This window comes from Mycobacterium toneyamaense (assembly GCF_055384815.1).
Map to the genome: position 1 here is coordinate 1,732,136 of NZ_AP040333.1, position 21,194 is coordinate 1,753,329.

Genomic DNA, 21,194 nt, shown 5'->3' on the forward strand with positions numbered 1-21,194 from the left:
CATGCGGCCGACCGGAATCGATTTCGGTGTTCTGGGCACGCTGCGGATGGCCGTCGACGACCGCGTCGTCTCGCTGGGCGCACCCAAGCAGCGCGCGGTGTTCGCGATGCTGCTGCTGAGCCGCGGCCGCCCGGTGTCGGTGGACGCGTTGATCGACGCGGTATGGGAGCAGTCACCGGCCGCGGCCGCCCGCACCGCGCTGCACTCCTACATCTCCAATCTCCGAAAGATCCTGGCGGAGTCCGGAATGCCGCGGGAGACCCTGGCCGCCGCCCCGCCCGGATATCGACTCGACGTGCCGGAGGACGCGACCGACCTGGGGCGCTTCGAGAAGGAGAAGGTCGCCGGGGTACGGGCGGCGGCCGCCGGTCAGTTCCCGTCCGCGGCGGTACACCTGTCGGCGGCTCTGGCGCAGTGGCGGGGTCCGGTCCTCGGCGACCTGTCCGACTTCGCCTTCGTCGATGCCGTCGCGGCCGCGCTGGTCGACGAGCGCATTTCCGTGGAGACCGCCCGTGCGGAAGCCGAAATCGCCTGTGGCCAGGCTGCTCTGGTGATCGGCCCACTGGAGACCCTCGTCGCCGAACACCCGTACCGCGAACCCCTGTGGGCGCAGTTGATCACCGCGTACTACAGCTGCGGACGACAGGCGGACGCGCTCGACGCGTTCCGCCGCGTGAAGTCCATCCTGGCCGAGGACCTCGGTATCGATCCCGGCTCGGCGATAAGTGCCCTGCAGCAACGCATTCTGCGTCAGGAACCACTCGACGTTCAGGGCGCCGCGCAGGCGACGGCGGTGCACACCATCGGCCGGCTCCGCTCGGGCTCCACCCGGTCGACGGCGTCCAGGGCGGGGCTGCGCGACGCGTCCGGGCAGTGGTTTGCCTTGCGCGCGATGGCGACCCGCATCGGTCGCCTGGCCGACAACGACATCGTGCTCGACGCGGCAGACGTCAGCCGGCACCACGCCGTCATCGTCGACGCGGGCACCGGACCGGTGATGGTGGACCTGCGCTCGGCCAACGGCGTGTACGTGCAGGGCACGCGCATCGAGGCCAACACAAACCTGTTCGACGGCGACCGTATCCGCATCGGCGCGCATGAATTCACCCTCGAACTCGGGTAGGGCACGCCAAGAATCTGCCAAGGGCTGCGGCGAACCATGTGGGCATGAGGATTTCGGTTCTTGCCCTGGCCGCGGTGGTGACGTTCCTGAGCGTCGCGCCGGCGGCGTCGGCGCAGCAGGCGTGTGGTGCCCTGGGCGGGACACCCGACGCCACCGGCATGTGCCGGATCCATGAGGTCGGTACCGGATACGAACGGACCGTCGCTTTCCCGGTCGACTATCCGGACCAGCGGGCGGTCGCGGATTTTCTGGCCCAGGACCGCGACGGTTTCGTCGGCTGGGTCGGCGACTTCGGCGGCGGCCGGGTGTACACGGAGACCGTGACGCCGACGGTGTACCGCTCGGCGCGGAGCCAGAGCCTGGTGCTCAAGGTCGTCGACCCGACGGGCCTGGCCCACGAAGGACATCCCGACATCCGGTACCGGACCTTCACGTACGGCGCCGGCGGACCGGTCACCATCGACTCGCTGTTTGGCCCGGGCTCCGATCCGGCGGCGATCCTGACGCCGGTGGTGCAGCGCGCGTTGAAGGCGCGCAACGCGGCGTTGATCGAACCGGACCGCGCCTCGTACCGGAACTTCGCGCTCACCGACGACGCCGTCACCTTCTTTTTCGGCGAGAGCCAGCTTGCGGGCAACGGTGGCCCGCTCACGGTGGCGGTGCCGGTCGACGAGCTGGGCGGTCGGCTCCAGGGATAGGCCGCAGGGGCCGGGTGCTTGCGCTGGCCGCGAAATGCGTCGGCAGCTTCGATGTGCACACGGTAGGGTTGCGGATAGGTGAACAGCCCTGATCAGAGGCCTGCCGAGCCAACGCCACCCGGCGCCGGAAAGACACGCCAGAATCACGGTCAGCGCGCCGAGGGGTGGCAAGCCACCGATCGGGCTATGTTCTCCTGCACACGGATAAATACCACCGGAGCGATTCGACCCTTTCGGTCGCACCGCAACGGAGCGAACGGGTAGCGTCGGGATCACACCCGCAGTAACCCACTATCTGGTGTAACGACTGACGGCGACCGGAGAAAGTAGGGCCTCACCCCATGGCGCGCATCGGAGACGGCGGTGACCTGCTGAAGTGCTCGTTCTGTGGAAAGAGCCAGAAGCAGGTCAAGAAGCTGATTGCTGGACCTGGCGTCTACATCTGCGACGAGTGCATCGACCTCTGCAACGAGATCATCGAGGAGGAGCTGGCCGACGCCGACGACGTCAAGCTCGACGAGCTGCCCAAGCCCCAGGAGATCCGGGACTTCCTCGAGGGCTACGTCATCGGTCAGGACAACGCCAAGAAGACGCTGGCCGTGGCCGTCTACAACCACTACAAGCGCATCCAGGCGCAGGAGAAGTCGCGCGACTCCCGGGGTGAGCCGGTCGAGCTCGCGAAGTCGAACATCCTGATGCTCGGGCCGACCGGTTGCGGCAAGACCTACCTGGCGCAGACCCTCGCCAAGATGCTCAATGTGCCGTTCGCGATCGCCGACGCGACCGCGCTGACCGAGGCCGGCTACGTCGGTGAGGACGTCGAGAACATCCTGCTGAAGCTGATCCAGGCCGCCGATTACGACGTCAAGCGCGCCGAGACCGGCATCATCTACATCGACGAGGTCGACAAGATCGCCCGCAAGAGCGAGAACCCGTCGATCACCCGCGACGTGTCCGGCGAGGGCGTGCAGCAGGCCCTGCTGAAAATCCTCGAGGGGACGCAGGCGTCGGTACCGCCGCAGGGCGGTCGCAAGCACCCGCACCAGGAATTCATCCAGATCGACACCACCAACGTGCTGTTCATCGTGGCGGGTGCGTTCGCGGGCCTCGAGAAGATCGTGTCCGACCGGGTCGGCAAGCGCGGTCTGGGCTTCGGCGCCGAGGTGCACTCCAAGGCCGAGATCGACACCCAGGACCACTTCGCCGAGGTGCTGCCCGAGGACCTGATCAAGTTCGGCCTGATCCCCGAGTTCATCGGCCGTCTCCCGGTCGTGGCGTCGGTGACCAACCTGGACAAGGAATCGCTGGTGTCGATCCTGTCCAAGCCGAAGAACGCCCTGGTCAAGCAGTACGTCCGGCTCTTCGAGATGGACGGGGTGGAGTTGGAATTCACCGACGACGCCCTCGACGCCATCGCCGACCAGGCCATTCACCGCGGCACCGGTGCCCGTGGCCTGCGCGCCATCATGGAAGAGGTCCTGCAGCCCGTGATGTTCGACATCCCGAGCCGCGACGACGTCGCCAAGGTGGTCGTCACCAAGGAGACCGTGCAGGACAACGTGCTGCCGACCATCGTGCCGCGCAAGGCGCCGCGTTCGGAGCGTCGCGACAAGAGCGCATAGTTCTCTCCAATGGAAAAGCCCCCGCTCCGGCGGGGGCTTTTTCGTTTCACCGCTATCGGGCGATGCGGTCCGGCCGGGTGTAGACGTTCATCGACTCGCCGCGGAGGAACGCCACCAGGGTGAGCCCGGCCTGGCTGGCCAGGTCGACCGCCAACGAGGACGGTGCGGACACCGCGGCGAGCACCGGGATGCCGGCCATGACGGCCTTCTGTGTCAGTTCGAATGAGGCCCGGCCGCTGACCAGCAGGACGGTGCCGGTCAGCGGAACGCGGCCCTGCTCGAGCGCCCACCCGATCACCTTGTCGACCGCGTTGTGGCGGCCGATGTCCTCGCGGGCGACGAACATCTCACCGCCGGCGCTGAACAGCGCGGCGGCGTGCAGCCCACCGGTGCTGTTGAACACCTTCTGGGCCTGCCGCAGTTGCTGGGGCAGTGCCGACAGGGTGGCGTTGGTGACCGTGGTCGGGTCGTCGCCGGGGGAGTAGTGGCTGACGGTCCGGACGGCGTCGATCGACGCCTTGCCGCACACGCCGCACGAGGAGGTGGTGTAGAAGTTGCGCGTCACATCGACCGAGGGCGGCGGGACGTGCGGTGCCAACATCACGTCGAGCACGTTGTAGGTGTTGGTGCCGTCTTCGGTCGCGCCGCGGCAGTAGGCGACGCGAGCGATGTCATCGCGGCGTGCGATGACGCCCTCGGTGAGCAGAAACCCTTGGGCCAGTTCGACATCCGAGCCCGGCGTCCGCATGGTGACGGTGAGGGGAGTGCCGTTGACGCGGATTTCCAGGGGTTCTTCGACAGCCAGGGTCTCCGGGCGGGAGACCGCGCCGCCGGCGGTGACGTGTTCGGCTCGGCGCCGTGCGGTTACCCGACCCACGGTTCCAGCCTGATCACCACGGCTTTGGACACCGGCGTATTGGATTTCCGGGCAGTGTGGTCCAACGGGATCAACGGGTTGGTCTCCGGGTAGTAGGCCGCGGCGTTGCCCGCGGGCGTCGAATAGGGCACCACCAGAAAGTCTTTCGCACGGCGCTCCTGGCCGTCGAACTCGGAGACGAGGTCGACACGGCTGCCCTCGGCCAGGCCGAGCGCCGCGATGTCGGCCGGGTTGACGAACACCACGCGCCGGCCGCCCTTGACGCCGCGGTAGCGGTCGTCCAGTCCGTAGATGGTGGTGTTGTACTGGTCGTGGCTGCGCAGGGTCTGCAGCACCAGCCGGCCCTCGGGCACGGGCACCCATTCGAGGGGCTCGATCGAGAAGTTGGCTTTGCCTGTGTGCGTGGGGAATTCGCGGGAATCCCGGGGCGGGTGGGGCAGCTGGAAGCCGTCCGGCCGGCGGACCCGGGTGTTGTAGTCGGCGCAGCCGGGGACCACGTCGGCGATGGCGTCGCGGATGCCGTCGTAGTCGGCGTTGAAGGATTCCCACGGCACCGGGTGCGCCGGCCCGAGCAGGGTCCGGGCCAGCTGGCAGACGATCGCGACCTCGCTGCGCACCTGGTCGCTGGGCGGGTTCAGACCACCGCGCGACAGGTGCACCATCGACATCGAATCCTCTACCGACACCACCTGTTTACCGCCGGCCTGGAAGTCCTTGTCGGTGCGGCCGAGGGTCGGCAGGATCAGTGCGGTGCGGCCGTGGATGACGTGGCTGCGGTTGAGCTTCGTCGAAATCTGTACCGTCAGCGCGCAATTGCGCATCGCCGCGGCGGTGACGTCGGTGTCGGGCGTGGCCGAGACGAAGTTGCCGCCCATGCCGATGAAGACCTTGGCATGCCCGTCACGCATGGCCCGGATTCCGTCGACGGTGTCGTGACCGTGCTTGCGCGGGGAGGTGATGCCGAACCGGGCGTCCAACGCGGCCAGGAACTCTTCGGGCATCTTCTCCCAGATGCCCATGGTCCGGTCGCCCTGCACGTTGGAGTGGCCGCGCACGGGACACACGCCCGCCCCGGGCTTTCCGATCATGCCGCGCATGAGCAGCAGATTGGTGGCCTCACCGATGGTGGCCACGGCGTGCTTCTGCTGGGTCAGGCCCATCGCCCAGCAGATGATGGTGCGCTCCGAGCGGACCAACGCGTCGGCGACCCGCTGCAACTGATCCCGGCTGATGCCGCTGGCCGCGGTGACGGTGTCCAGATCGACTGCACGGGTTCGGGATTCGTAGTCGTCGAAGCCGGCGCAATGCCGGTCGACGAAGTCGCGGTCCACCACGGTTCCGGGCGCCCGATCCTCTGCCTCCAGCAGGAGCCGGCCCAGGCCGGCGAACAGCGCCATGTCGCCGCCGATGCGGATCTGCACGAACTCGTCGGCGATGGGCACCCCGTGGCCGACGACGCCGTGCACCTTCTGCGGGTCCTTGAACCGCATCAGTCCGGCCTCGGGCAGCGGGTTGATCGCAATGATCTTGGCGCCGCGCGCTTTTGCCTTCTCCAGCACCGACAGCATGCGCGGGTGGTTGGTGCCCGGGTTCTGTCCGGCGATGACGATGCAGTCGGCGTGGATGACGTCGTCGACGGTGACCGAGCCCTTGCCGATGCCGATCGATTCGACCAGTGCGGTGCCCGACGACTCGTGGCACATGTTGGAACAGTCGGGCAGGTTGTTGGTGCCGAAACTGCGCGCGAGCAGTTGGTACAGGAAGGCGGCCTCGTTGCTGGTGCGGCCTGAGGTGTAGAACAGCGCTTCGTCGGGGCTGGCGAGGGCGTTCAGCTCGTCGGCGATCAGTCGGTAGGCGTCGGCCCAGTCGATCGGACGGTAATGGCTGTCGCCGGGCGCCAGCACCATCGGATGCGTGAGGCGGCCCTGTTGGGACAGCCAGTATTCGGGCTTCTCGGCAAGTTCGGCGACCGAATGCCGGGCGAAGAATTCCGGGGTGACGCGGCGCCGCGTCGCCTCCTCGGCGACGGCTTTGGCGCCGTTCTCGCAGAACTCGGCCAGCTTGCGTCCGCCGTGTTCCTCCGGCCACGCGCAGCCCGGGCAGTCGAAGCCGTGCCGCTGGTTGATCTTGGTCAGCGTTTCCGCCGTGCGCAGCGGCCCCATCTGCTCGATGGTGCGGCGCATGCTGACCATCACGGCCTTGACGCCGGCGGCCTCGTGCTTCGCCCCCGTGACCGCTACGTCGTGTTCGTCGTAGGTGGCATCGACGTCGTTGTCGCTGGCAGTGGTCATTCTCCCAATCTAATCCTCACAATCGGCCGGATCAGGCCGAGAGACGGCGTTGGTGATCGGCATTTCAGATGCACCGATAGGCGGCACCTATCACTGGTCGGTACAGCGCCGGTGACCCGCAACGCTGAGGTAGCGCGGGCAGCAGGCAGCGGTGCGGGACCTAAGTCTCTAGGCCGGGCATATGGGTCGGGGTAGCTTTCAGGAGAGCGCGAAAAATACCCCCACCCGTATTTTCGTAAGTTGGAATAAGATACCCCCGGGGGTATATTGAATACCCGTGAGGGTATAGCTCAGAGTGGTGCTACCCAATGAGAAGAAAGAAGATCGACGATGATCCTGCAGCAGTACTACCTGGACTGTCTGTCGCACGCGTCCTACCTGATCGGTGACGAAACCACCGGCCGCGCAGTCGTTGTGGACCCGCAGCGCGATGTGGCCGGGTACCTTGCCGATGCCAAGGAGCTTGGGCTGACCATCGAATTGGTCATCGAGACCCACTTTCACGCAGACTTCCTCTCCGGTCACCTCGAGCTCGCCGAGGCCACCGGCGCGAAGATCGTCTACTCGGCTGTCGCCGAGACCGAGTTCGAGTCGGTCGGTGTCGCCGACGGTGAGCGGTACTCGCTGGGCGACGTGACGCTCGAGTTCCGGCACACGCCCGGGCATACCCCGGAGTCGATGAGCGTGGTGGTGTACGAGCACGCCGACGACCAGACGCCCTACGGCGTCATGACCGGGGACACTCTGTTCATCGGTGATGTCGGTCGCCCCGACCTGCTGGCCTCGATCGGTTTCACGCGAGAAGAACTGGCGGACAAGCTGTATGAGTCGCTGCACAACAAACTGATGACGCTGCCCGATGCGACGCGGGTGTATCCGGCGCATGGCGCGGGCTCGGCTTGCGGCAAGAATCTGTCGACCGATCTGTGGTCGACGATCGGCGACCAGAAGGCGACGAACTACGCACTCCGTGCCGCCGATAAGGCGACGTTCATGAACCTCGTCACCGAAGGGCAGCCGCCCGCGCCGGGTTACTTCGTCTACGACGCGATCCTCAACCGCAAGGATCGCGAGCTGCTGGACGAGACCAAGATGCCGTCGGCCCTGACCTATGAGCAGGCTCGCGCGGCGATCGACGCCGGCGCTGTCCTCGTGGACGGCCGTGGCCCCGAAGAATTCGCGCAGGGTCACCTGCGCGGCGCGGTCAACATCGGCCTGCAAGGTCGTTACGCCGAGTTCGCCGGCTCAGTCCTGCCGTCCGACGTCGATATCGTGCTGTTCACCGAGCCCGGCGAGGAGCTCGAGGGTAAGAACCGGCTCGCCCGGATCGGCTTCGACCGGGTGATCGGCTACGTGGCAGAGCCGTACGCGGCGCTGGTCGCGCACCAGAATGACGTGCAGGTGGCATCGAGGTTGACCGCCAAGGCATTTGGCGAAAGGGCCGCCGAGCTGCCGAACCTGCAGATCGTCGATGTCCGCAACCCCGGCGAGGTCGCGGCCGGCACCATCCCGAACGCCGTCGCCATCCCGGTGGGCCAGTTGCCCGCCCGGATCGGCGAGCTCGACCCCGCCAAACCGACCGTGGTCTATTGCGCCGGCGGCTACCGCTCGTCGGTCGCGGCAAGTCTGTTGCGGCGGAACGGATTCGACGACGTCAGCGACATCTTGGGCGGGTATGGCGCCTGGGCACAAGCCGTCGAGAACGCCTGAAGACAGGAGACATCACAGCTATGACCATCACTGCCAAACACCAGATCGTGATCGTTGGCGGCGGCACCGCCGGCATCACGGTCGCGGCCCGGCTGCAGCGTAAGGGCTACACCGGCGTCGCGGTCATCGAACCCTCGGACAAGCATTACTACCAACCGCTGTGGACCCTTGTCGGCGGCGGACAAGCCCGGGCTGCCGCCACCGAACGCGCCGAGTCCTCGGTGATGCCCAAGGGAGTGACGTGGATCCGGAAGGCCGCGAGCGCTTTTGATCCCGATGCCAACACGGTCACCTGTACCGACGGCACCACCTACGAGTACGACGCGCTCGTCGTCTGTCCAGGCATCCAACTCGATTGGGATCGCACCGAGGGACTGGCGGAGACCCTGGGACGTGACGGAGTCTCCTCGAACTATCGCTTCGACCTCGCACCCCGGACCTGGGATTTCATCCGGAACCTGCGTTCGGGCACCGCGGTGTTCACCATGCCTTCCGGAGCCATCAAGTGCGCCGGCGCTCCGCAGAAGATCGCGTATCTGGCCTCCGACTACTGGCGGTCACAGGGCGTGCTCAAGGACATTGACGTCCACCTGGTCATGCCGGGCGCGCGGCCGTTCGGGATTCCCGCGATCGCGGACAGTCTCGACAAGGTGATCGCCGACTACGACATCACCCTGCACACCAACTCCGAGGTGACCCTGGTCGACGCGGCGTCGCACAAGGTCGGCGTCACCAGTGTGGGGGAGGGCGGAACCGACGCCATGCTGCCGTACGACGTCCTGCACGCCGTGCCGCGGCAGTCCGCACCGGACTGGATCAAACGCAGCGCGCTGTCGACGGGTGACGCCATGGGCTACGTCGACATCGACAAGCACACCATGCAGCACGTGCGGTACCCCAACGTCTTCAGCCTCGGTGACGCCGGTTCGTCGCCGAACTCGAAGACCGGCGCCGCGATCCGCAAGCAGGCCCCGGTGGTGGTCGAGAACATCGACTCCTTCTTGACCGGCCGTCCGCTGGGGGCGTCGTACGACGGCTACTCGTCGTGCCCGATCGTCACGTCGTCGGACGCGATGCTGCTCGCCGAATTCGACTACGACTTCAACCTGAAGCCGTCGTTCCCGCTGCTCGATCCGGTCATCCCGCACCGGGCGTACTGGTACCTGAAGAAGTACGGACTGCCGTTCATGTACTGGAATCTGATGTTGAAAGGCCTTGCCTAGCAAGGTAATTGCTCGACCATGAAAGGAATTCGTCATGACCACCAAAACCCTGACCGCCGCCGACTTCGAGGCGACCATCACCGGCAATCCCATTGTTCTCATCGATTTCTGGGCGTCGTGGTGCGGTCCGTGTCGTGCGTTCGCTCCGGTTTTCGACCGATCGGCGCAGTCGCACCCTGATGTGGTGCACGCCAAGGTCGACACCGAAGCGCAGCAGCAGCTTGCCGCGGCGCTCGAAATCCAGGCGGTCCCAACGATCATGGCGTTCCGCGACGGCATCCTCGTGTACCGCCAGCCCGGTGCGATGCCGGCCGCGGCGCTCGAGGATCTGATCACCCGGGTCAAGGCGCTCGACATGGCCGATGTGCGTGCCCAGATCGCAGCCAAGACGCACTGACCGAGATGTCGTCGCGCGCATGCGCGCGACGCGTCCCGCCGTTTCCGTTTGAGGAGAGTGACGTTCCGTGAATATCGTTCTCGGCCTTGGCCTGGGCGCCGTCATCGGCGTCCTGCTCGGCCTGCTCGGCGGCGGAGGTTCCATTCTGGCGGTACCGGCGTTGGTCTATGTGCTGGGGCTCGGCATCGAGCAGGCGATTCCGATGTCGCTATTGGTCGTCGGCATCGCCTCGGCGGTGGGCGCGCTGCCGAAGATTCGGGCCGGCCACGTCCAATGGCGGTTGGCCGCAGTCTTCTCGGCGGCCGGTATCCCGGCGACCTTCATCGGCAGCGCCATCGGCCGCCACCTGCCGCAGCCGGTGCTCCTTGTCGGCTTCGCCGCGGTCATGGTGCTCGCCGGAATCCGGATGCTGCAGGACAACGGCGGCACCGGTACCGCCTGCAGAGTCGGTGATTCCGGCATCGACTGGCGCCGCTGTGCCTCCAGATCGATTCCTGCGGGTTTCCTCGTCGGGCTGCTCACCGGACTCTTCGGCGTCGGCGGCGGCTTTCTGATCATTCCGGCGCTCGTGTTGATGCTCGGGGTGGAGATGCCCATCGCGATCGGTACCTCGCTGCTCATCATCGTCGCGAACTCGTTGGCGGGCCTGCTGTCCCACCTCAGCGGCACCAGCATCGATTGGACGGTCACCGCGGCGTTCGTCGGTACCGCGATCGTCGGTTCGCTGGTCGCCGGCCACCTGGGCACCCGGCTCGACACCGGGCGACTGCAGCGCTGGTTCGCCTACCTGGTCTTCGCGATCGCCGCGTATGTGCTCATGGACACCGTCGCCGTGAGCTTCTTGTGACGTGACCAGCGGTGTCCGCAAATCTTCACCGGACCGACATGTCGGCGTCCCGTCGCGTGACGTGCGCGGTTGCCCAGCTTCTGGACAATGGCCGTATGGATACCGATACCGGACGTGGTACGCCGGGTCGCCGCGCCTGGGCCGACCCGCTGGCGTTGGGGTTCCAGGCACACCGGCAGCTGATGTTGCTCCGCTTGCGGTGGCACGGCCGCCGTCTGGACACCCGTCCAGACGGGCAACCGGACTGACGCCTAATCGCTTGTGCCGCCGGATGTTTCCGATGCGGCCGAGTGCTAGCGCGGACCGCTACCGATCGGTAACCGCGTTCTTAGGAATTCCACCTGCCGGAACGTGATGAAAGCCACATTTTGACAGGTGTCAAGCGGCCGCAATCGATTTGACGTGCGCATTTGTGGGGCCGCCACACCGCCTTCAATGGCGCGTCCTGGCGAGTGCACCCTAAGAGAAGTGCAATAATCGGTACTAGCAGTGACATCAAAATTTTGGCGGGCGCCGGGCTGGCGATCGTGAGCACCGTTCTGCGGCGTCTCCGAAACAGTGCGACGGACGGTCGAAACAGAGTGTGAAAGGCAGGCGTCGTGGGTCTCAACGACGACGACAACGGCACCGGCGCCGGGAGTGGCGCAGCCTCGCGGCAGAAGCTCGAGAAGGTCGTCATCCGCTTCGCCGGTGACTCCGGCGACGGTATGCAGCTGACCGGTGACCGGTTCACTTCGGAAGCCGCGCTCTTCGGCAATGACCTTGCGACGCAGCCGAATTACCCCGCCGAGATCCGCGCACCACAGGGCACCCTGCCCGGTGTGTCGTCGTTCCAGATCCAGATCGCGGATTACGACATCCTCACCGCCGGTGACCGTCCCGACGTGCTGGTCGCCATGAACCCGGCCGCACTCAAGGCCAACGTCGCCGACCTGCCGCGCGGCGGCATGATCATCGCCAACTCCGACGAGTTCACCAAGCGCAACCTGGCCAAGGTCGGGTACGAGGAGAACCCGCTCGAGAACGACGAGCTGTCCGAGTTCGTCGTCATCCCGGTGGCGATGACCACGCTGACCCTGGCCGCCGTCGAGGCCATCGGCGCGACCAAGAAGGACGGTCAGCGCGCCAAGAACATGTTCGGGCTCGGCCTGCTGTCCTGGATGTACGGCCGCGAGCTGGAGCACAGCGAGGCCTTCATCCGTGAGAAGTTCGCCCGTAAGCCCGAGATCGCCGAGGCCAACGTGCTGGCGCTCAAGGCCGGCTGGAACTACGGCGAGACCACCGAGGCCTTCGGCACCACCTACGAGGTGGCCCCGGCCAAGCTCAAGTCCGGTGAATACCGCCAGATCTCCGGCAACACGGCCATGGCGTACGGCATCGTCGCCGCCGGTCAGCTGGGTGACATCCAGGTGGTGCTCGGCACCTACCCGATCACCCCGGCCAGCGACATCCTGCACGAGCTGTCCAAGCACAAGAACTTCAATGTCCTGACCTTCCAGGCCGAGGACGAGATCGCCGGTATCGGCGCGGCCATCGGTGCCTCGTACGGCGGCGCGCTCGGCGTGACCAGCACGTCGGGCCCCGGTGTCTCGCTGAAGTCGGAGGCCATCGGCCTCGCGGTGATGACCGAGCTGCCGCTCATCGTCATCGACGTGCAGCGCGGTGGCCCGTCCACCGGTCTGCCGACCAAGACCGAACAGGCCGACCTGCTGCAGGCGCTGTACGGCCGCAACGGCGAATCGCCCGTCGCGGTGCTGGCGCCCGCCTCCCCGTCGGACTGCTTCGACGTCGCGGTCGAGGCCGCGCGGATCGCCATCACCTACCACACGCCGGTGATCATCCTGTCCGACGGCGCCATCGCCAACGGTTCGGAGCCGTGGCGGATCCCGGACATCGCCGGCTACCCGGCCATCGAGCACACGTTCGCCAAGGCGGGCGAGCCGTTCCAGCCGTACGCGCGTGACCCCGAGACGCTGGGCCGCCAGTTCGCCATCCCGGGTACCGCGGGTCTGGAGCACCGCATCGGTGGTCTCGAGGCGGCCAACGGCTCGGGCAACATCTCCTACGAGCCCAAGAACCACGACCTCATGGTCCGGTTGCGCCAGCTCAAGATCGACGGCATCAAGGTGCCCGACCTCGAGGTCGACGACCCGAGCGGCGAAGCCGAGCTGCTGATGCTCGGTTGGGGCAGCTCGTACGGCCCCATCGGCGAAGCCTGCCGCCGCGCCCGGCGCAACGGCGTCAAGGTTGCCCACGCGCAGCTGCGCCACCTCAACCCGTTCCCGGCGAACCTCGAAGAGGTGCTGCGCAAGTACGACAAGGTCGTCGTGCCGGAGATGAACCTCGGCCAGCTGGCGCTCCTGCTGCGCGGCAAGTACCTGGTCGACGTCCAGTCGGTGACCAAGGTCGAGGGCATGGCGTTCCTGGCCGACGAGGTCGAGGGCATCATCAGCGCGGCGCTGGACGGATCGCTGCGCGAGAAGGAAACTGACAAGGCCAAGTTCGCACGGCTGGCAGCCGCCACCGTGGAAACCGGTGTGGGAGCAAACGCATGACGGATCTGATCGGTGCTGATCTGGGCCTGACCGAAGCCCTCAGCAAGACTGCCCTGGTTCCGACCACGGACCAGCCGCAGAAGGGCAAGGACTTCACCAGCGACCAGGAGGTGCGCTGGTGCCCGGGTTGCGGTGACTACGTCATCCTCAACACCATCCGCAACTTCCTGCCGGAGCTGGGCCTGCGCCGCGAGAACATCGCGTTCGTCAGCGGCATCGGCTGCTCGAGCCGGTTCCCGTATTACCTGGAGACCTACGGCTTCCACTCGATCCACGGTCGTGCCCCGACCATCGCCACCGGTCTGGCGCTGGCGCGCCCGGACCTGTCGGTGTGGGTCGTCACCGGTGACGGTGACTCGCTGTCGATCGGTGGTAACCACCTGATCCACGCGCTGCGCCGCAACATCAACATCACGATCCTGCTGTTCAACAACCGGATCTACGGTCTGACCAAGGGTCAGTACTCGCCGACCTCCGAGGTCGGCAAGGTCACCAAGTCGACCCCGATGGGCTCGCTGGATCAGCCGTTCAACCCGGTGTCGCTGGCCCTGGGTGCCGAGGCGACGTTCGTCGGCCGCGCGCTGGACTCCGACCGCAAGGGTCTGACCGAGGTGCTCAAGGCCGCGGCCCAGCACCGCGGTGCCGCCATCGTCGAGATCCTGCAGGACTGCCCGATCTTCAACGACGGTTCGTTCGACGCGCTGCGCAAGGAAGGCGCCGAGGAGCGCCTGATCAACCTGCAGCACGGCCAGCCGATCACCTTCGGCGCGGAGAACGAGTACTGCGTGACCAAGTCCGGCTACGGACTGGAGATCGGCAAGACCGCCGACGTCGATCCGTCGGACATCGTGGTGCACAACGCTCACCTCGACGACCCGGCCTACGCCTTCGCGCTGTCGCGCCTGTCGGAGCAGAACCTCGAGCACACCGTGATGGGCATCTTCCGTCAGGTGAACCGGCCGACCTATGACGACGAAGCGCGGGCTCAGATCGCCTCGGCGCGGGAATCCAAGGCGCACGACACCGCGGCTCTGCAATCCTTGCTGCGTGGCAAGGACACCTGGACCGTCGAAGAGTAACGACACCTTGAACGAAGACGCCCCGCTGGCCGCAGTTGTATTGGCCGGCGGGGCGTCTCGTCGTATGGGGCGCGACAAGGCCACCGTGCGGTTCCGCGGACCGGCGGGGGAGACCACGTTCGTGGAGCAGACGGTGGCGACCCTGCGTTCCCGCTGCCAGGCGGTGTTCGTCATCGCCGCCCGCGGTCAGGCGCTGCCTGACCTGGACGCGGAAGTGTTGCGGGACGCGACGCCCGGGGTCGGACCGCTGCTGGCCACCGCCCGCGGCCTGCGCGCGGCGGCCGACGCCGGATATGCGCGGGCCTTCGTGTGTGCCGTGGACATGCCGTATCTGACGACGGAGCTGATCGACGAGCTCGCCGGGCACGCGGCCCGCGTCGACGCCGACGTCGTGCTGCCCTGGGACGGGCGGGACCACTACCTGGCGGGCATCTACCGGACCGCACTGGCCACTCGGGCCGACGAGCTGGTGGCCCACGGGCGGCGCAGCATGCGGGCCCTGGTCGACACCTCCGACACCCAGCGCGTGGTGATGGACCGGCAGCGGGCGCTGGTCAACGTCAACAGCCCGGACGATTTCGTCTGACCCCTCAGCAAAGGTCCATCGCCCGGCTGTGAATCCCTGAATTCCTCGCTGTTCCACGAATTCGAATAACTGCTATTTCCGCGCTCTGCGCCCAATTCGGAAATTCATCGTCGCAATTCCGAACAATTCGTCAACTGTGACATTCGCGAATTCGTAACCTGTTGCAGTGCAACAGGTTTGGTTGTTCACCAGCGTAGGTGGTCGGTTAACGCTGCTCGAACAGCGCGCATCGGACGCATGAAAAGTGCTGATTGGCGGCGGTGTCGAGCGGCGCTGGCGAGTCCCGCGGGGATTGACGCGTCCGTCGGCAGCGAACTGCGGCGCCGGTGCAACTGGATTTCACCGGGCGACACGCCGGATGTTTAGCGGCGGCACTGCCAAAATGTGCCGCTGACCTGCGACAACTGTGACTCGTGTGAATTGAATTCTGTGTGCCACGCCACAATTTCATGGTGACCTCTATCACGAAATGTTGCCGAACCGTGATTTGTTAGGGGTGCTTTATACATCGCGTGACCTGCTTATGTTCCTCTCAGGTTCGGCTGTGATCTGCTTGTTATCTGGCTGGGACCGGTTCGACATTGCCGCGCGAATTCTTGCTACGGTCCTCGTGCTGCTCCAAGAGAGCAAACAACTGAAAAACCATGAACCTGCGTGTGAGCGGGATCGCGGTGGGACCAGAGCAGATGGCCTGTTGCCCGTGGCGTCCGCCGGCCTCGAGCCCGGACCGATCAAACCGCCCCCGCTGTCGTGTCCGACCGAGACGACACGATTCAGCCCCCTAACGCCTGCCCGGCAGGCAGCAGTTCGCACCGCCTATGCGCGGGCGATGTTTGGCGCGCGCTCGGCGAGAGGAACAACGTGAAGAACATCCGCACAACGCTTGGACTGGTTGCCGTTGCTGGGGCAGTTGCTGTGGCCCCGATGGTCATCGGAACCGGTACCGCGAATGCGGACGGCGGCCACAACTGGGACGCCGTTGCAGCCTGTGAGTCTGGTGGCAACTGGTCCATCAACACCGGCAACGGTTACTACGGCGGGCTGCAGTTCAACCTCGGCACCTGGCGTGCCAACGGTGGTTCGGGCATGCCCCACACCGCCAGCAAGGACGAGCAGATTCGAGTCGCCGAGAACGTCGCCGCCCGTCAGGGCATGGGCGCTTGGCCGGTCTGCGGCCGTCGGGGCTGATTCCCGAAGGCTCAGGGCGCCACAACCGCGCCGACGAGACAAGCAGAGGGCGCCGGACCACAAGGTCCGGCGCCCTTTGTCGTCGTCACCGCCGTTGCCCCGGCGTCCACGGATGATCCGTCACTTGATGAAACTATGGGGACATGGGCACGCATGACATCGCGACCGGCCTCGGCACCCTGCAGGTCCACGTCAGCGGCTCCGGTGCCCCGATTCTCCTGATGCCGAGCCTGCTGACCGATCACACGCTGTACGACGCTCAGGTGGCGCACCTCTCCGCCCGATACACCACGATCGCGGTCGACCCGCCGGGGCAGGGGCGCAGCGAGCCGCTGCGCAGCGCCTTCACCTTCGCGGACAGCGCCAGGGCGTATATCGACGTCCTGGACGCGCTGGGGCTGCCGTGGGCGCACCTCGTCGGCAATTCGTGGGGCGCCATGATCGGCGGCACGATGTCGGCGACGTTCCCCGACCGGGTCGGGTGTGCGGTCCTGCTCAACGGCACGGCGTCCGAGGGGCCTCGCTGGGACCGTCTGCAGCTCGCGCTCGCGGCCCGGATGACCCGGCTGGCCGGGCGCCCACTCCTCGTGCGGTCGACGGTCGTGCCGCGCTTCCTCGGGAAGACGACGCGGCGGCGGCGTCCGGATCTGGTCGCCGGGCTGGTGACGATGATCAAGCGCAACGATGCCCGGTCCGCCAGCTTCGCGGTGGAGAGCATCGTGGTCAGGCGTCCCGACCAGCACGCGCTGTTCGGCCACATCGCCGTCCCGACACTGGTGGTGGCCGGTCGCGAGGACGCAAGCTTCCCCGTCGCCGAGGTACGCCGGATGGCCGAGGCGATTCCGGGCTCGGAGTTGGTGGTCCTGGATCGGATCGGCCACCTGGCCGCCTATGAGGCGCCCGACACCGTCAATGCCCTCATCGACGACTTCCTCGACCGCCACCCCAGGTAATGATCGCGCGAGGCGGCGCCCCGTCATGTGCTAACAACGGAGCATGGCCCTGACACCGTTCGACGACCTGGATACGTACTTCTCACTGCCCCGGGTGTCCGGGCTCGCGGTCTCACCCGACGGCCGTCGCGTCGTCACGATGATCAGCGAGCTGAATTCCAAGGGCACCGAATTCGTCACCGCGGCTTGGGAACTCGACCCCGACGGTCAGCGCGAGGCGCGCCGGCTGACGTACGGAGCCAAGGGGGAGTCCCAGCCGGCCTTCACCGCGGCCGGTGACCTGCTGTTCGTCGCGGCCCGTCCCACCGACACCGACGACGACCCGCCGGCGGCGCTGTGGCAACTGCCCGCCAACGGCGGTGAGGCACAACGACTTCTGGAGCTGGCGGGCGGCGTCACGGGCGTGCACGCCGCCCGCGCAGCCGACGTCGTCGTGGTGACGGCGCCGATGCTCCCGTCGGCCGGCACGCCCGAGGACGACAAGCGGCTGCGCACCCTCCGCAAGGACAAGAAGGTGTCGGCAATCCTGCACACCGGGTACCCGGTGCGGCACTGGGACCACGACCTGGGTCCCGATCACGCGCACTTGCTCCGCGTCGAATCGGGTGCGGCCCATGACATCACGCAGCAGCCGGGGATGGCATTGAACGAGGCCGCAGTCGACGTCAGCGCCGACGGCAGCTTCGCCGTCGCGTCGTGGCAGGTCCCCGCTGCGGGGGCCGCACTGCGCAGCGTGCTGGTCCGCATCGACATCGCGACGGGGGAGCGCACCGTGATCGCCGACGACCCGGCTGCCGACCTGGGGCACCCGGCGATCTCGCCCGACGGCACCACCGTCGCGTACCTGCGGGAGACGCACTCGACACCCGAGCAGGCGCCGCGGATCACCCTGTGCCGCCAGGTCTTCGGTGCCGAGCCGGTGGAGCTCACCGCGCACTGGGACCGCTGGCCGGCCTCGGTGACCTGGTCGCACGACGGGTCGAACCTGCTGGTCACCGCGGACGACAACGGCCGGGCGCCGATCTTCTCCGTCGACCCGTCGAGCGGCGTCGTTACCCAGCTGACGCGCGACGACTTCGCGTACGGCGAGGTGCGGCCCGTCGCCGGTGGTGCGCTGTATGCGCTGCGCAGCAGCTACCTGACGCCGCCGCATCCGGTCCGCGTAGACGCCGACGGATCCGTCACCGTGCTGCCGTGCGTCGAATTTCCGGCACTGCCAGGCGAATTGGTCGAGCTGACGGCAACCGCGGACGACGGCACGCCCGTTCGTTCCTGGCTGACACTGCCGGCCGGCGACGCGCCCGCGCCGCTGCTGTTGTGGGTGCACGGCGGGCCGCTGGGCAGCTGGAACACCTGGCACTGGCGGTGGAATCCCTGGCTGCTCACCGCGCTCGGCTACGCGGTGCTGATGCCGGATCCAGCGCTGTCCACCGGCTACGGTCAGGACTTCGTCCAACGTGGCTGGGGTGCTTGGGGTTTCGCGCCGTATACCGACCTGATGGCGGCCGTCGACGCGGCCTGCGCGCACCCGCGCATCGACGCCGGCCGGATCGCCGCCATGGGCGGCTCGTTCGGTGGCTACATGGCCAACTGGATCGCCGGGCACACCGACCGGTTCGCCGCCATCGTCACGCACGCCAGCCTGTGGGCGCTCGACCAGTTCGGGCCGACGACCGACGGCGCCTACTGGTGGGCCCGTGAGATGACACCCGAGATGGCCGAACGCAATTCGCCGCACCGCCATGTCGAGAACATCAGGACGCCGATGCTGGTGATCCACGGCGACAAGGACTATCGCGTCCCCATCGGCGAAGGACTGCGGTTGTGGAACGACCTGCTGACCCGGTCGGGGCTACCGGCCGACGACACCGGTGAAACTGTGCACCGCTACCTCTATTACCCGTCCGAAGGTCATTGGATCGCCGCGCCGCAGCACGCCAAGATCTGGTATCAGGTGGTGACGGCGTTCCTGTCCGAGCACGTGCGCAAAGAACACGTCGACCTGCCGGAGACCCTCGGTTAGGTTGGCAGCATGACCGCACCGCAGCGCGAATTCGACATCGTCCTCTATGGCGCCACCGGCTTCGTCGGGAAGTTGACCGCCCAATACCTGGCCGAGAACGGAGGGCAGGCGCGGATAGCGCTGGCGGGCCGGTCGATGGACAAACTGGCCGCGGTCCGCGACTCGCTCGGCGCGGCCGGGCAGAACTGGGGCCTGATCCAGGCCGATGCCGCGTCGCAGCACACCCTCGATGCCATGGCCGAGCGGGCCCAGGTGGTCGTCACCACGGTCGGGCCGTACCTCAAATACGGCCTGCCACTCGTGGCAGCGTGTGCCGCCGCCGGCACCGACTACGCCGACCTCACCGGCGAGAGCCTCTTCATCCGCGAGAGCATCGACCTGTTCCACAAGCAGGCCGCCGACACCGGTGCGCGCATCGTGCACTCGTGCGGATTCGATTCCATCCCTTCGGATCTCACCGTCTACGCGCTGTACAAGGCGGCCGCGGCGGACGGCGCCGGCGAGCTCACCGACACCGACTACGTGCTCCGCGGATTCTCCGGTGGGGTATCCGGCGGCACCGTCGCCTCGATGCTCGAGCTGTTCACGCGGACGTCCGGTGACGAGGAACTGCGCCGGACCATGATGGACCCGTACACGCTGACAACCGATCGCGGTGCGGAGCCCGACCTCGGCCACCAGACCGACACCCCATGGCGCCGGGGCCGCGACATCGCCCCCGAACTCGCCGGCACGTGGACCGGTGCCTTCGTCATGGCGGTGGCCAACACCCGCATCGTGCGGCGCAGCAACGCACTGCTGGGCTGGGAGTACGGGCGCCGCTTGCGGTACGCGGAGCACATGAGCCTGGGGTCGTCGCCCATCGCGCCGGTGGCCTCCGCGCTGGGTACCGCGGCCAACGCGGCCGTCATGAACCTCGGCAGCCGATTCTTCAACAAGCTGCCCCGCGGCCTGATCGACCGTGTCGTGCCGAAGCCCGGGACCGGCCCCAGCGAGCAGGCGCGGGACAAGGGCTACTACCGCGTCGAGACCTACACCCGCACCACCAGCGGCGCCCGGTACCGCTCGGTCATGGCGCAGCAGGGTGACCCGGGCTACAAGGCGACCGCGGTGCTGCTGGGCGAGAGCGGGCTGGCGCTGGCCCTCGACCGCGACCGGCTGTCGGATCTGAAGGGCGTGCTGACGCCGGCCGCGGCGATGGGCGATGTGTTGCTGACGCGGCTGCCGGCCGCCGGCGTCACGTTCGAAACCGAGGCGCTGGGGCGCTGATTCGCGCAGCAAGCGCCGAAGTGCTGTGCCTCGCCGCCGACCCGGCTAGTGTCGGCGGCGAGGCGCTTCACACACATCGGTGACGAGGGGAACATGCCATGGCTGGTCTTGACGAACTGCTCAATCAGATTCCGACACAAGAGATTGCGGCCAAGCTCGGCGCTGATGAAGGGGAGGTGAACAGCGCCGTACAACAGCTGGTGCCGTTGCTGCTCGGCGGTGTACAGCAGACCGCGCAGGACCACCCCGACACCGCGGCCGGCCTCGAAAGCGAAGCCGCCGATCACGCGGCGAGCGGGCTGCTCGACGGTGGGGTGACGGTCGACCAGGTCAACCAGGACCAGGGCGCCGACGCCGTCGCGAAGATCTTCGGCGGCAACGACAGCGGCCAGGTGGCGTCGGCGCTGGCCGGCGGTGGCGCGGGTAACAGTGAGCTGATCCAGAAGCTGCTGCCGATCCTGGCGCCCATCGTGCTGGCGTACATCGGCAAGCAGCTCACCGGCGGCGGCGCAGCGTCCACTCCCGCGGCGTCCGGCGGCGGTGGTCTCGGCGACGTGCTGGGCAACATCCTCGGCGGCGCGCTGGGCGGTAACAACGCCGGCGGCAATACGAACTCCGGTGACAACCCGCTCGGCAGCATCCTGGGCAGCGTCCTCGGCGGTGGCGGCAACCAGGGCGCCGGCGGCGTGCTCGGCAGCGTCCTGGGCGGGCTGTTCGGCAACAAGAAGTAGGCCCCGAGGGGCAGTTTTACGT

17 protein-coding genes and 1 pseudogene are annotated in these 21,194 nt (G+C 67.2%); 16 read left to right on the forward strand and 2 right to left on the reverse strand.

The features are described 5' to 3' along the window. Window position 1 precedes the first annotated feature (1 nt). The 3 genes from ACZ5IQ_RS08435 to clpX all read left to right on the forward strand — a co-directional run bounded on the left by ACZ5IQ_RS08435 (window position 2) and on the right by clpX (window position 3,443). Window positions 2–1,123 carry a BTAD domain-containing putative transcriptional regulator gene (locus ACZ5IQ_RS08435; protein ID WP_406801258.1) on the forward strand — a complete coding sequence of 374 codons (1,122 nt, stop codon included), beginning with the start codon at window positions 2–4 and terminating at the stop codon, window positions 1,121–1,123. Window positions 1,124–1,167: 44 nt separating this feature from the next. Next, complete coding sequence (locus ACZ5IQ_RS08440; RefSeq protein WP_406801259.1) at window positions 1,168–1,821, forward strand: RsiV family protein; 654 nt, start codon at window positions 1,168–1,170, stop codon at window positions 1,819–1,821. Between the two features lie 341 nt (window positions 1,822–2,162). Then, window positions 2,163–3,443, forward strand: coding sequence for an ATP-dependent Clp protease ATP-binding subunit ClpX (gene clpX, locus ACZ5IQ_RS08445; RefSeq protein ID WP_020102203.1), 1,281 nt, complete (start codon window positions 2,163–2,165; stop codon window positions 3,441–3,443). 52 nt (window positions 3,444–3,495) lie between these two features. Here clpX and fdhD read toward each other — a convergent pair whose 3' ends face one another. Both fdhD and ACZ5IQ_RS08455 read right to left on the reverse strand, forming a co-directional pair. Beyond that, window positions 3,496–4,320, reverse strand: a complete 825-nt coding sequence (fdhD, locus tag ACZ5IQ_RS08450; RefSeq protein WP_406801260.1) for a formate dehydrogenase accessory sulfurtransferase FdhD — start codon at window positions 4,318–4,320, stop codon at window positions 3,496–3,498. Further along, on the reverse strand, window positions 4,308–6,611 hold the full coding sequence (locus tag ACZ5IQ_RS08455) for an FdhF/YdeP family oxidoreductase (protein ID WP_406801261.1): 2,304 nt from the start codon (window positions 6,609–6,611) through the stop codon (window positions 4,308–4,310). Before ACZ5IQ_RS08455 ends, fdhD begins: the two co-directional genes overlap by 13 nt. A gap of 330 nt (window positions 6,612–6,941) precedes the next feature. On the opposite strand from ACZ5IQ_RS08455, the gene ACZ5IQ_RS08460 reads away from it, so the two are divergent. From ACZ5IQ_RS08460 to ACZ5IQ_RS08520, 13 genes and pseudogenes are all read left to right on the forward strand, one after another. After that, window positions 6,942–8,321 carry an MBL fold metallo-hydrolase gene (locus ACZ5IQ_RS08460; protein ID WP_406801262.1) on the forward strand — a complete coding sequence of 460 codons (1,380 nt, stop codon included), beginning with the start codon at window positions 6,942–6,944 and terminating at the stop codon, window positions 8,319–8,321. A gap of 20 nt (window positions 8,322–8,341) precedes the next feature. Beyond that, entirely contained in the window at window positions 8,342–9,544 is a 1,203-nt protein-coding gene (locus tag ACZ5IQ_RS08465; RefSeq protein ID WP_212812323.1) for an NAD(P)/FAD-dependent oxidoreductase, read from the forward strand. A gap of 34 nt (window positions 9,545–9,578) precedes the next feature. Continuing rightward, window positions 9,579–9,941: a thioredoxin gene (gene trxA / locus ACZ5IQ_RS08470; RefSeq protein WP_212812322.1), complete on the forward strand. Its 363-nt coding sequence runs from the start codon at window positions 9,579–9,581 to the stop codon at window positions 9,939–9,941. 67 nt (window positions 9,942–10,008) lie between these two features. Beyond that, the gene (locus ACZ5IQ_RS08475) at window positions 10,009–10,788 is read left to right on the forward strand and encodes a sulfite exporter TauE/SafE family protein (RefSeq protein ID WP_464481128.1); all 780 of its coding nucleotides are present in this window, start codon (window positions 10,009–10,011) and stop codon (window positions 10,786–10,788) included. 95 nt (window positions 10,789–10,883) lie between these two features. After that, a complete protein-coding gene (locus ACZ5IQ_RS08480; RefSeq protein ID WP_020102196.1) occupies window positions 10,884–11,036 on the forward strand; it encodes a hypothetical protein in 153 nt (50 codons plus the stop codon). Window positions 11,037–11,387: 351 nt separating this feature from the next. Beyond that, complete coding sequence (locus tag ACZ5IQ_RS08485) at window positions 11,388–13,343, forward strand: 2-oxoacid:acceptor oxidoreductase subunit alpha (RefSeq protein ID WP_464481129.1); 1,956 nt, start codon at window positions 11,388–11,390, stop codon at window positions 13,341–13,343. After that, window positions 13,340–14,422 carry a 2-oxoacid:ferredoxin oxidoreductase subunit beta gene (locus tag ACZ5IQ_RS08490; RefSeq protein ID WP_212812319.1) on the forward strand — a complete coding sequence of 361 codons (1,083 nt, stop codon included), beginning with the start codon at window positions 13,340–13,342 and terminating at the stop codon, window positions 14,420–14,422. The genes ACZ5IQ_RS08485 and ACZ5IQ_RS08490 overlap by 4 nt, the downstream gene beginning before the upstream one ends. Window positions 14,423–14,429: 7 nt before the next feature. Further along, a complete protein-coding gene (gene mobA / locus ACZ5IQ_RS08495; protein WP_464481130.1) occupies window positions 14,430–15,008 on the forward strand; it encodes a molybdenum cofactor guanylyltransferase in 579 nt (192 codons plus the stop codon). Window positions 15,009–15,974: 966 nt separating this feature from the next. After that, window positions 15,975–16,196, forward strand: a pseudogene (locus ACZ5IQ_RS08500) (transglycosylase family protein); the annotation flags it as partial. 143 nt (window positions 16,197–16,339) lie between these two features. Beyond that, window positions 16,340–17,149, forward strand: coding sequence for an alpha/beta fold hydrolase (locus ACZ5IQ_RS08505; protein WP_406775705.1), 810 nt, complete (start codon window positions 16,340–16,342; stop codon window positions 17,147–17,149). A gap of 43 nt (window positions 17,150–17,192) precedes the next feature. Then, on the forward strand, window positions 17,193–19,172 hold the full coding sequence (locus tag ACZ5IQ_RS08510; RefSeq protein WP_464481131.1) for a S9 family peptidase: 1,980 nt from the start codon (window positions 17,193–17,195) through the stop codon (window positions 19,170–19,172). Window positions 19,173–19,181: 9 nt separating this feature from the next. After that, a complete protein-coding gene (locus ACZ5IQ_RS08515; protein ID WP_406775707.1) occupies window positions 19,182–20,441 on the forward strand; it encodes a saccharopine dehydrogenase family protein in 1,260 nt (419 codons plus the stop codon). A 98-nt stretch (window positions 20,442–20,539) separates the two neighbouring features. After that, the gene (locus tag ACZ5IQ_RS08520) at window positions 20,540–21,172 is read left to right on the forward strand and encodes a DUF937 domain-containing protein (RefSeq protein ID WP_406775708.1); all 633 of its coding nucleotides are present in this window, start codon (window positions 20,540–20,542) and stop codon (window positions 21,170–21,172) included. The last annotated feature ends 22 nt before the right edge of the window (window positions 21,173–21,194 follow it).

Bases quoted from the DNA above. Each gene is read 5' to 3' on its own strand.
- ACZ5IQ_RS08435 (WP_406801258.1), top strand. From the start codon at position 2: ATGCGGCCGACCGGAATCGATTTCGGTGTTCTGGGCACGCTGCGGATG.
- ACZ5IQ_RS08440 (WP_406801259.1), top strand. From the start codon at position 1,168: ATGAGGATTTCGGTTCTTGCCCTGGCCGCGGTGGTGACGTTCCTGAGC.
- clpX (WP_020102203.1), top strand. From the start codon at position 2,163: ATGGCGCGCATCGGAGACGGCGGTGACCTGCTGAAGTGCTCGTTCTGT.
- ACZ5IQ_RS08455 (WP_406801261.1), bottom strand. From the start codon at position 6,611: ATGACCACTGCCAGCGACAACGACGTCGATGCCACCTACGACGAACAC.
- ACZ5IQ_RS08460 (WP_406801262.1), top strand. From the start codon at position 6,942: ATGATCCTGCAGCAGTACTACCTGGACTGTCTGTCGCACGCGTCCTAC.
- ACZ5IQ_RS08465 (WP_212812323.1), top strand. From the start codon at position 8,342: ATGACCATCACTGCCAAACACCAGATCGTGATCGTTGGCGGCGGCACC.
- trxA (WP_212812322.1), top strand. From the start codon at position 9,579: ATGACCACCAAAACCCTGACCGCCGCCGACTTCGAGGCGACCATCACC.
- ACZ5IQ_RS08480 (WP_020102196.1), top strand. From the start codon at position 10,884: ATGGATACCGATACCGGACGTGGTACGCCGGGTCGCCGCGCCTGGGCC.
- ACZ5IQ_RS08490 (WP_212812319.1), top strand. From the start codon at position 13,340: ATGACGGATCTGATCGGTGCTGATCTGGGCCTGACCGAAGCCCTCAGC.
- ACZ5IQ_RS08505 (WP_406775705.1), top strand. From the start codon at position 16,340: ATGGGCACGCATGACATCGCGACCGGCCTCGGCACCCTGCAGGTCCAC.
- ACZ5IQ_RS08510 (WP_464481131.1), top strand. From the start codon at position 17,193: ATGGCCCTGACACCGTTCGACGACCTGGATACGTACTTCTCACTGCCC.
- ACZ5IQ_RS08515 (WP_406775707.1), top strand. From the start codon at position 19,182: ATGACCGCACCGCAGCGCGAATTCGACATCGTCCTCTATGGCGCCACC.
- ACZ5IQ_RS08520 (WP_406775708.1), top strand. From the start codon at position 20,540: ATGGCTGGTCTTGACGAACTGCTCAATCAGATTCCGACACAAGAGATT.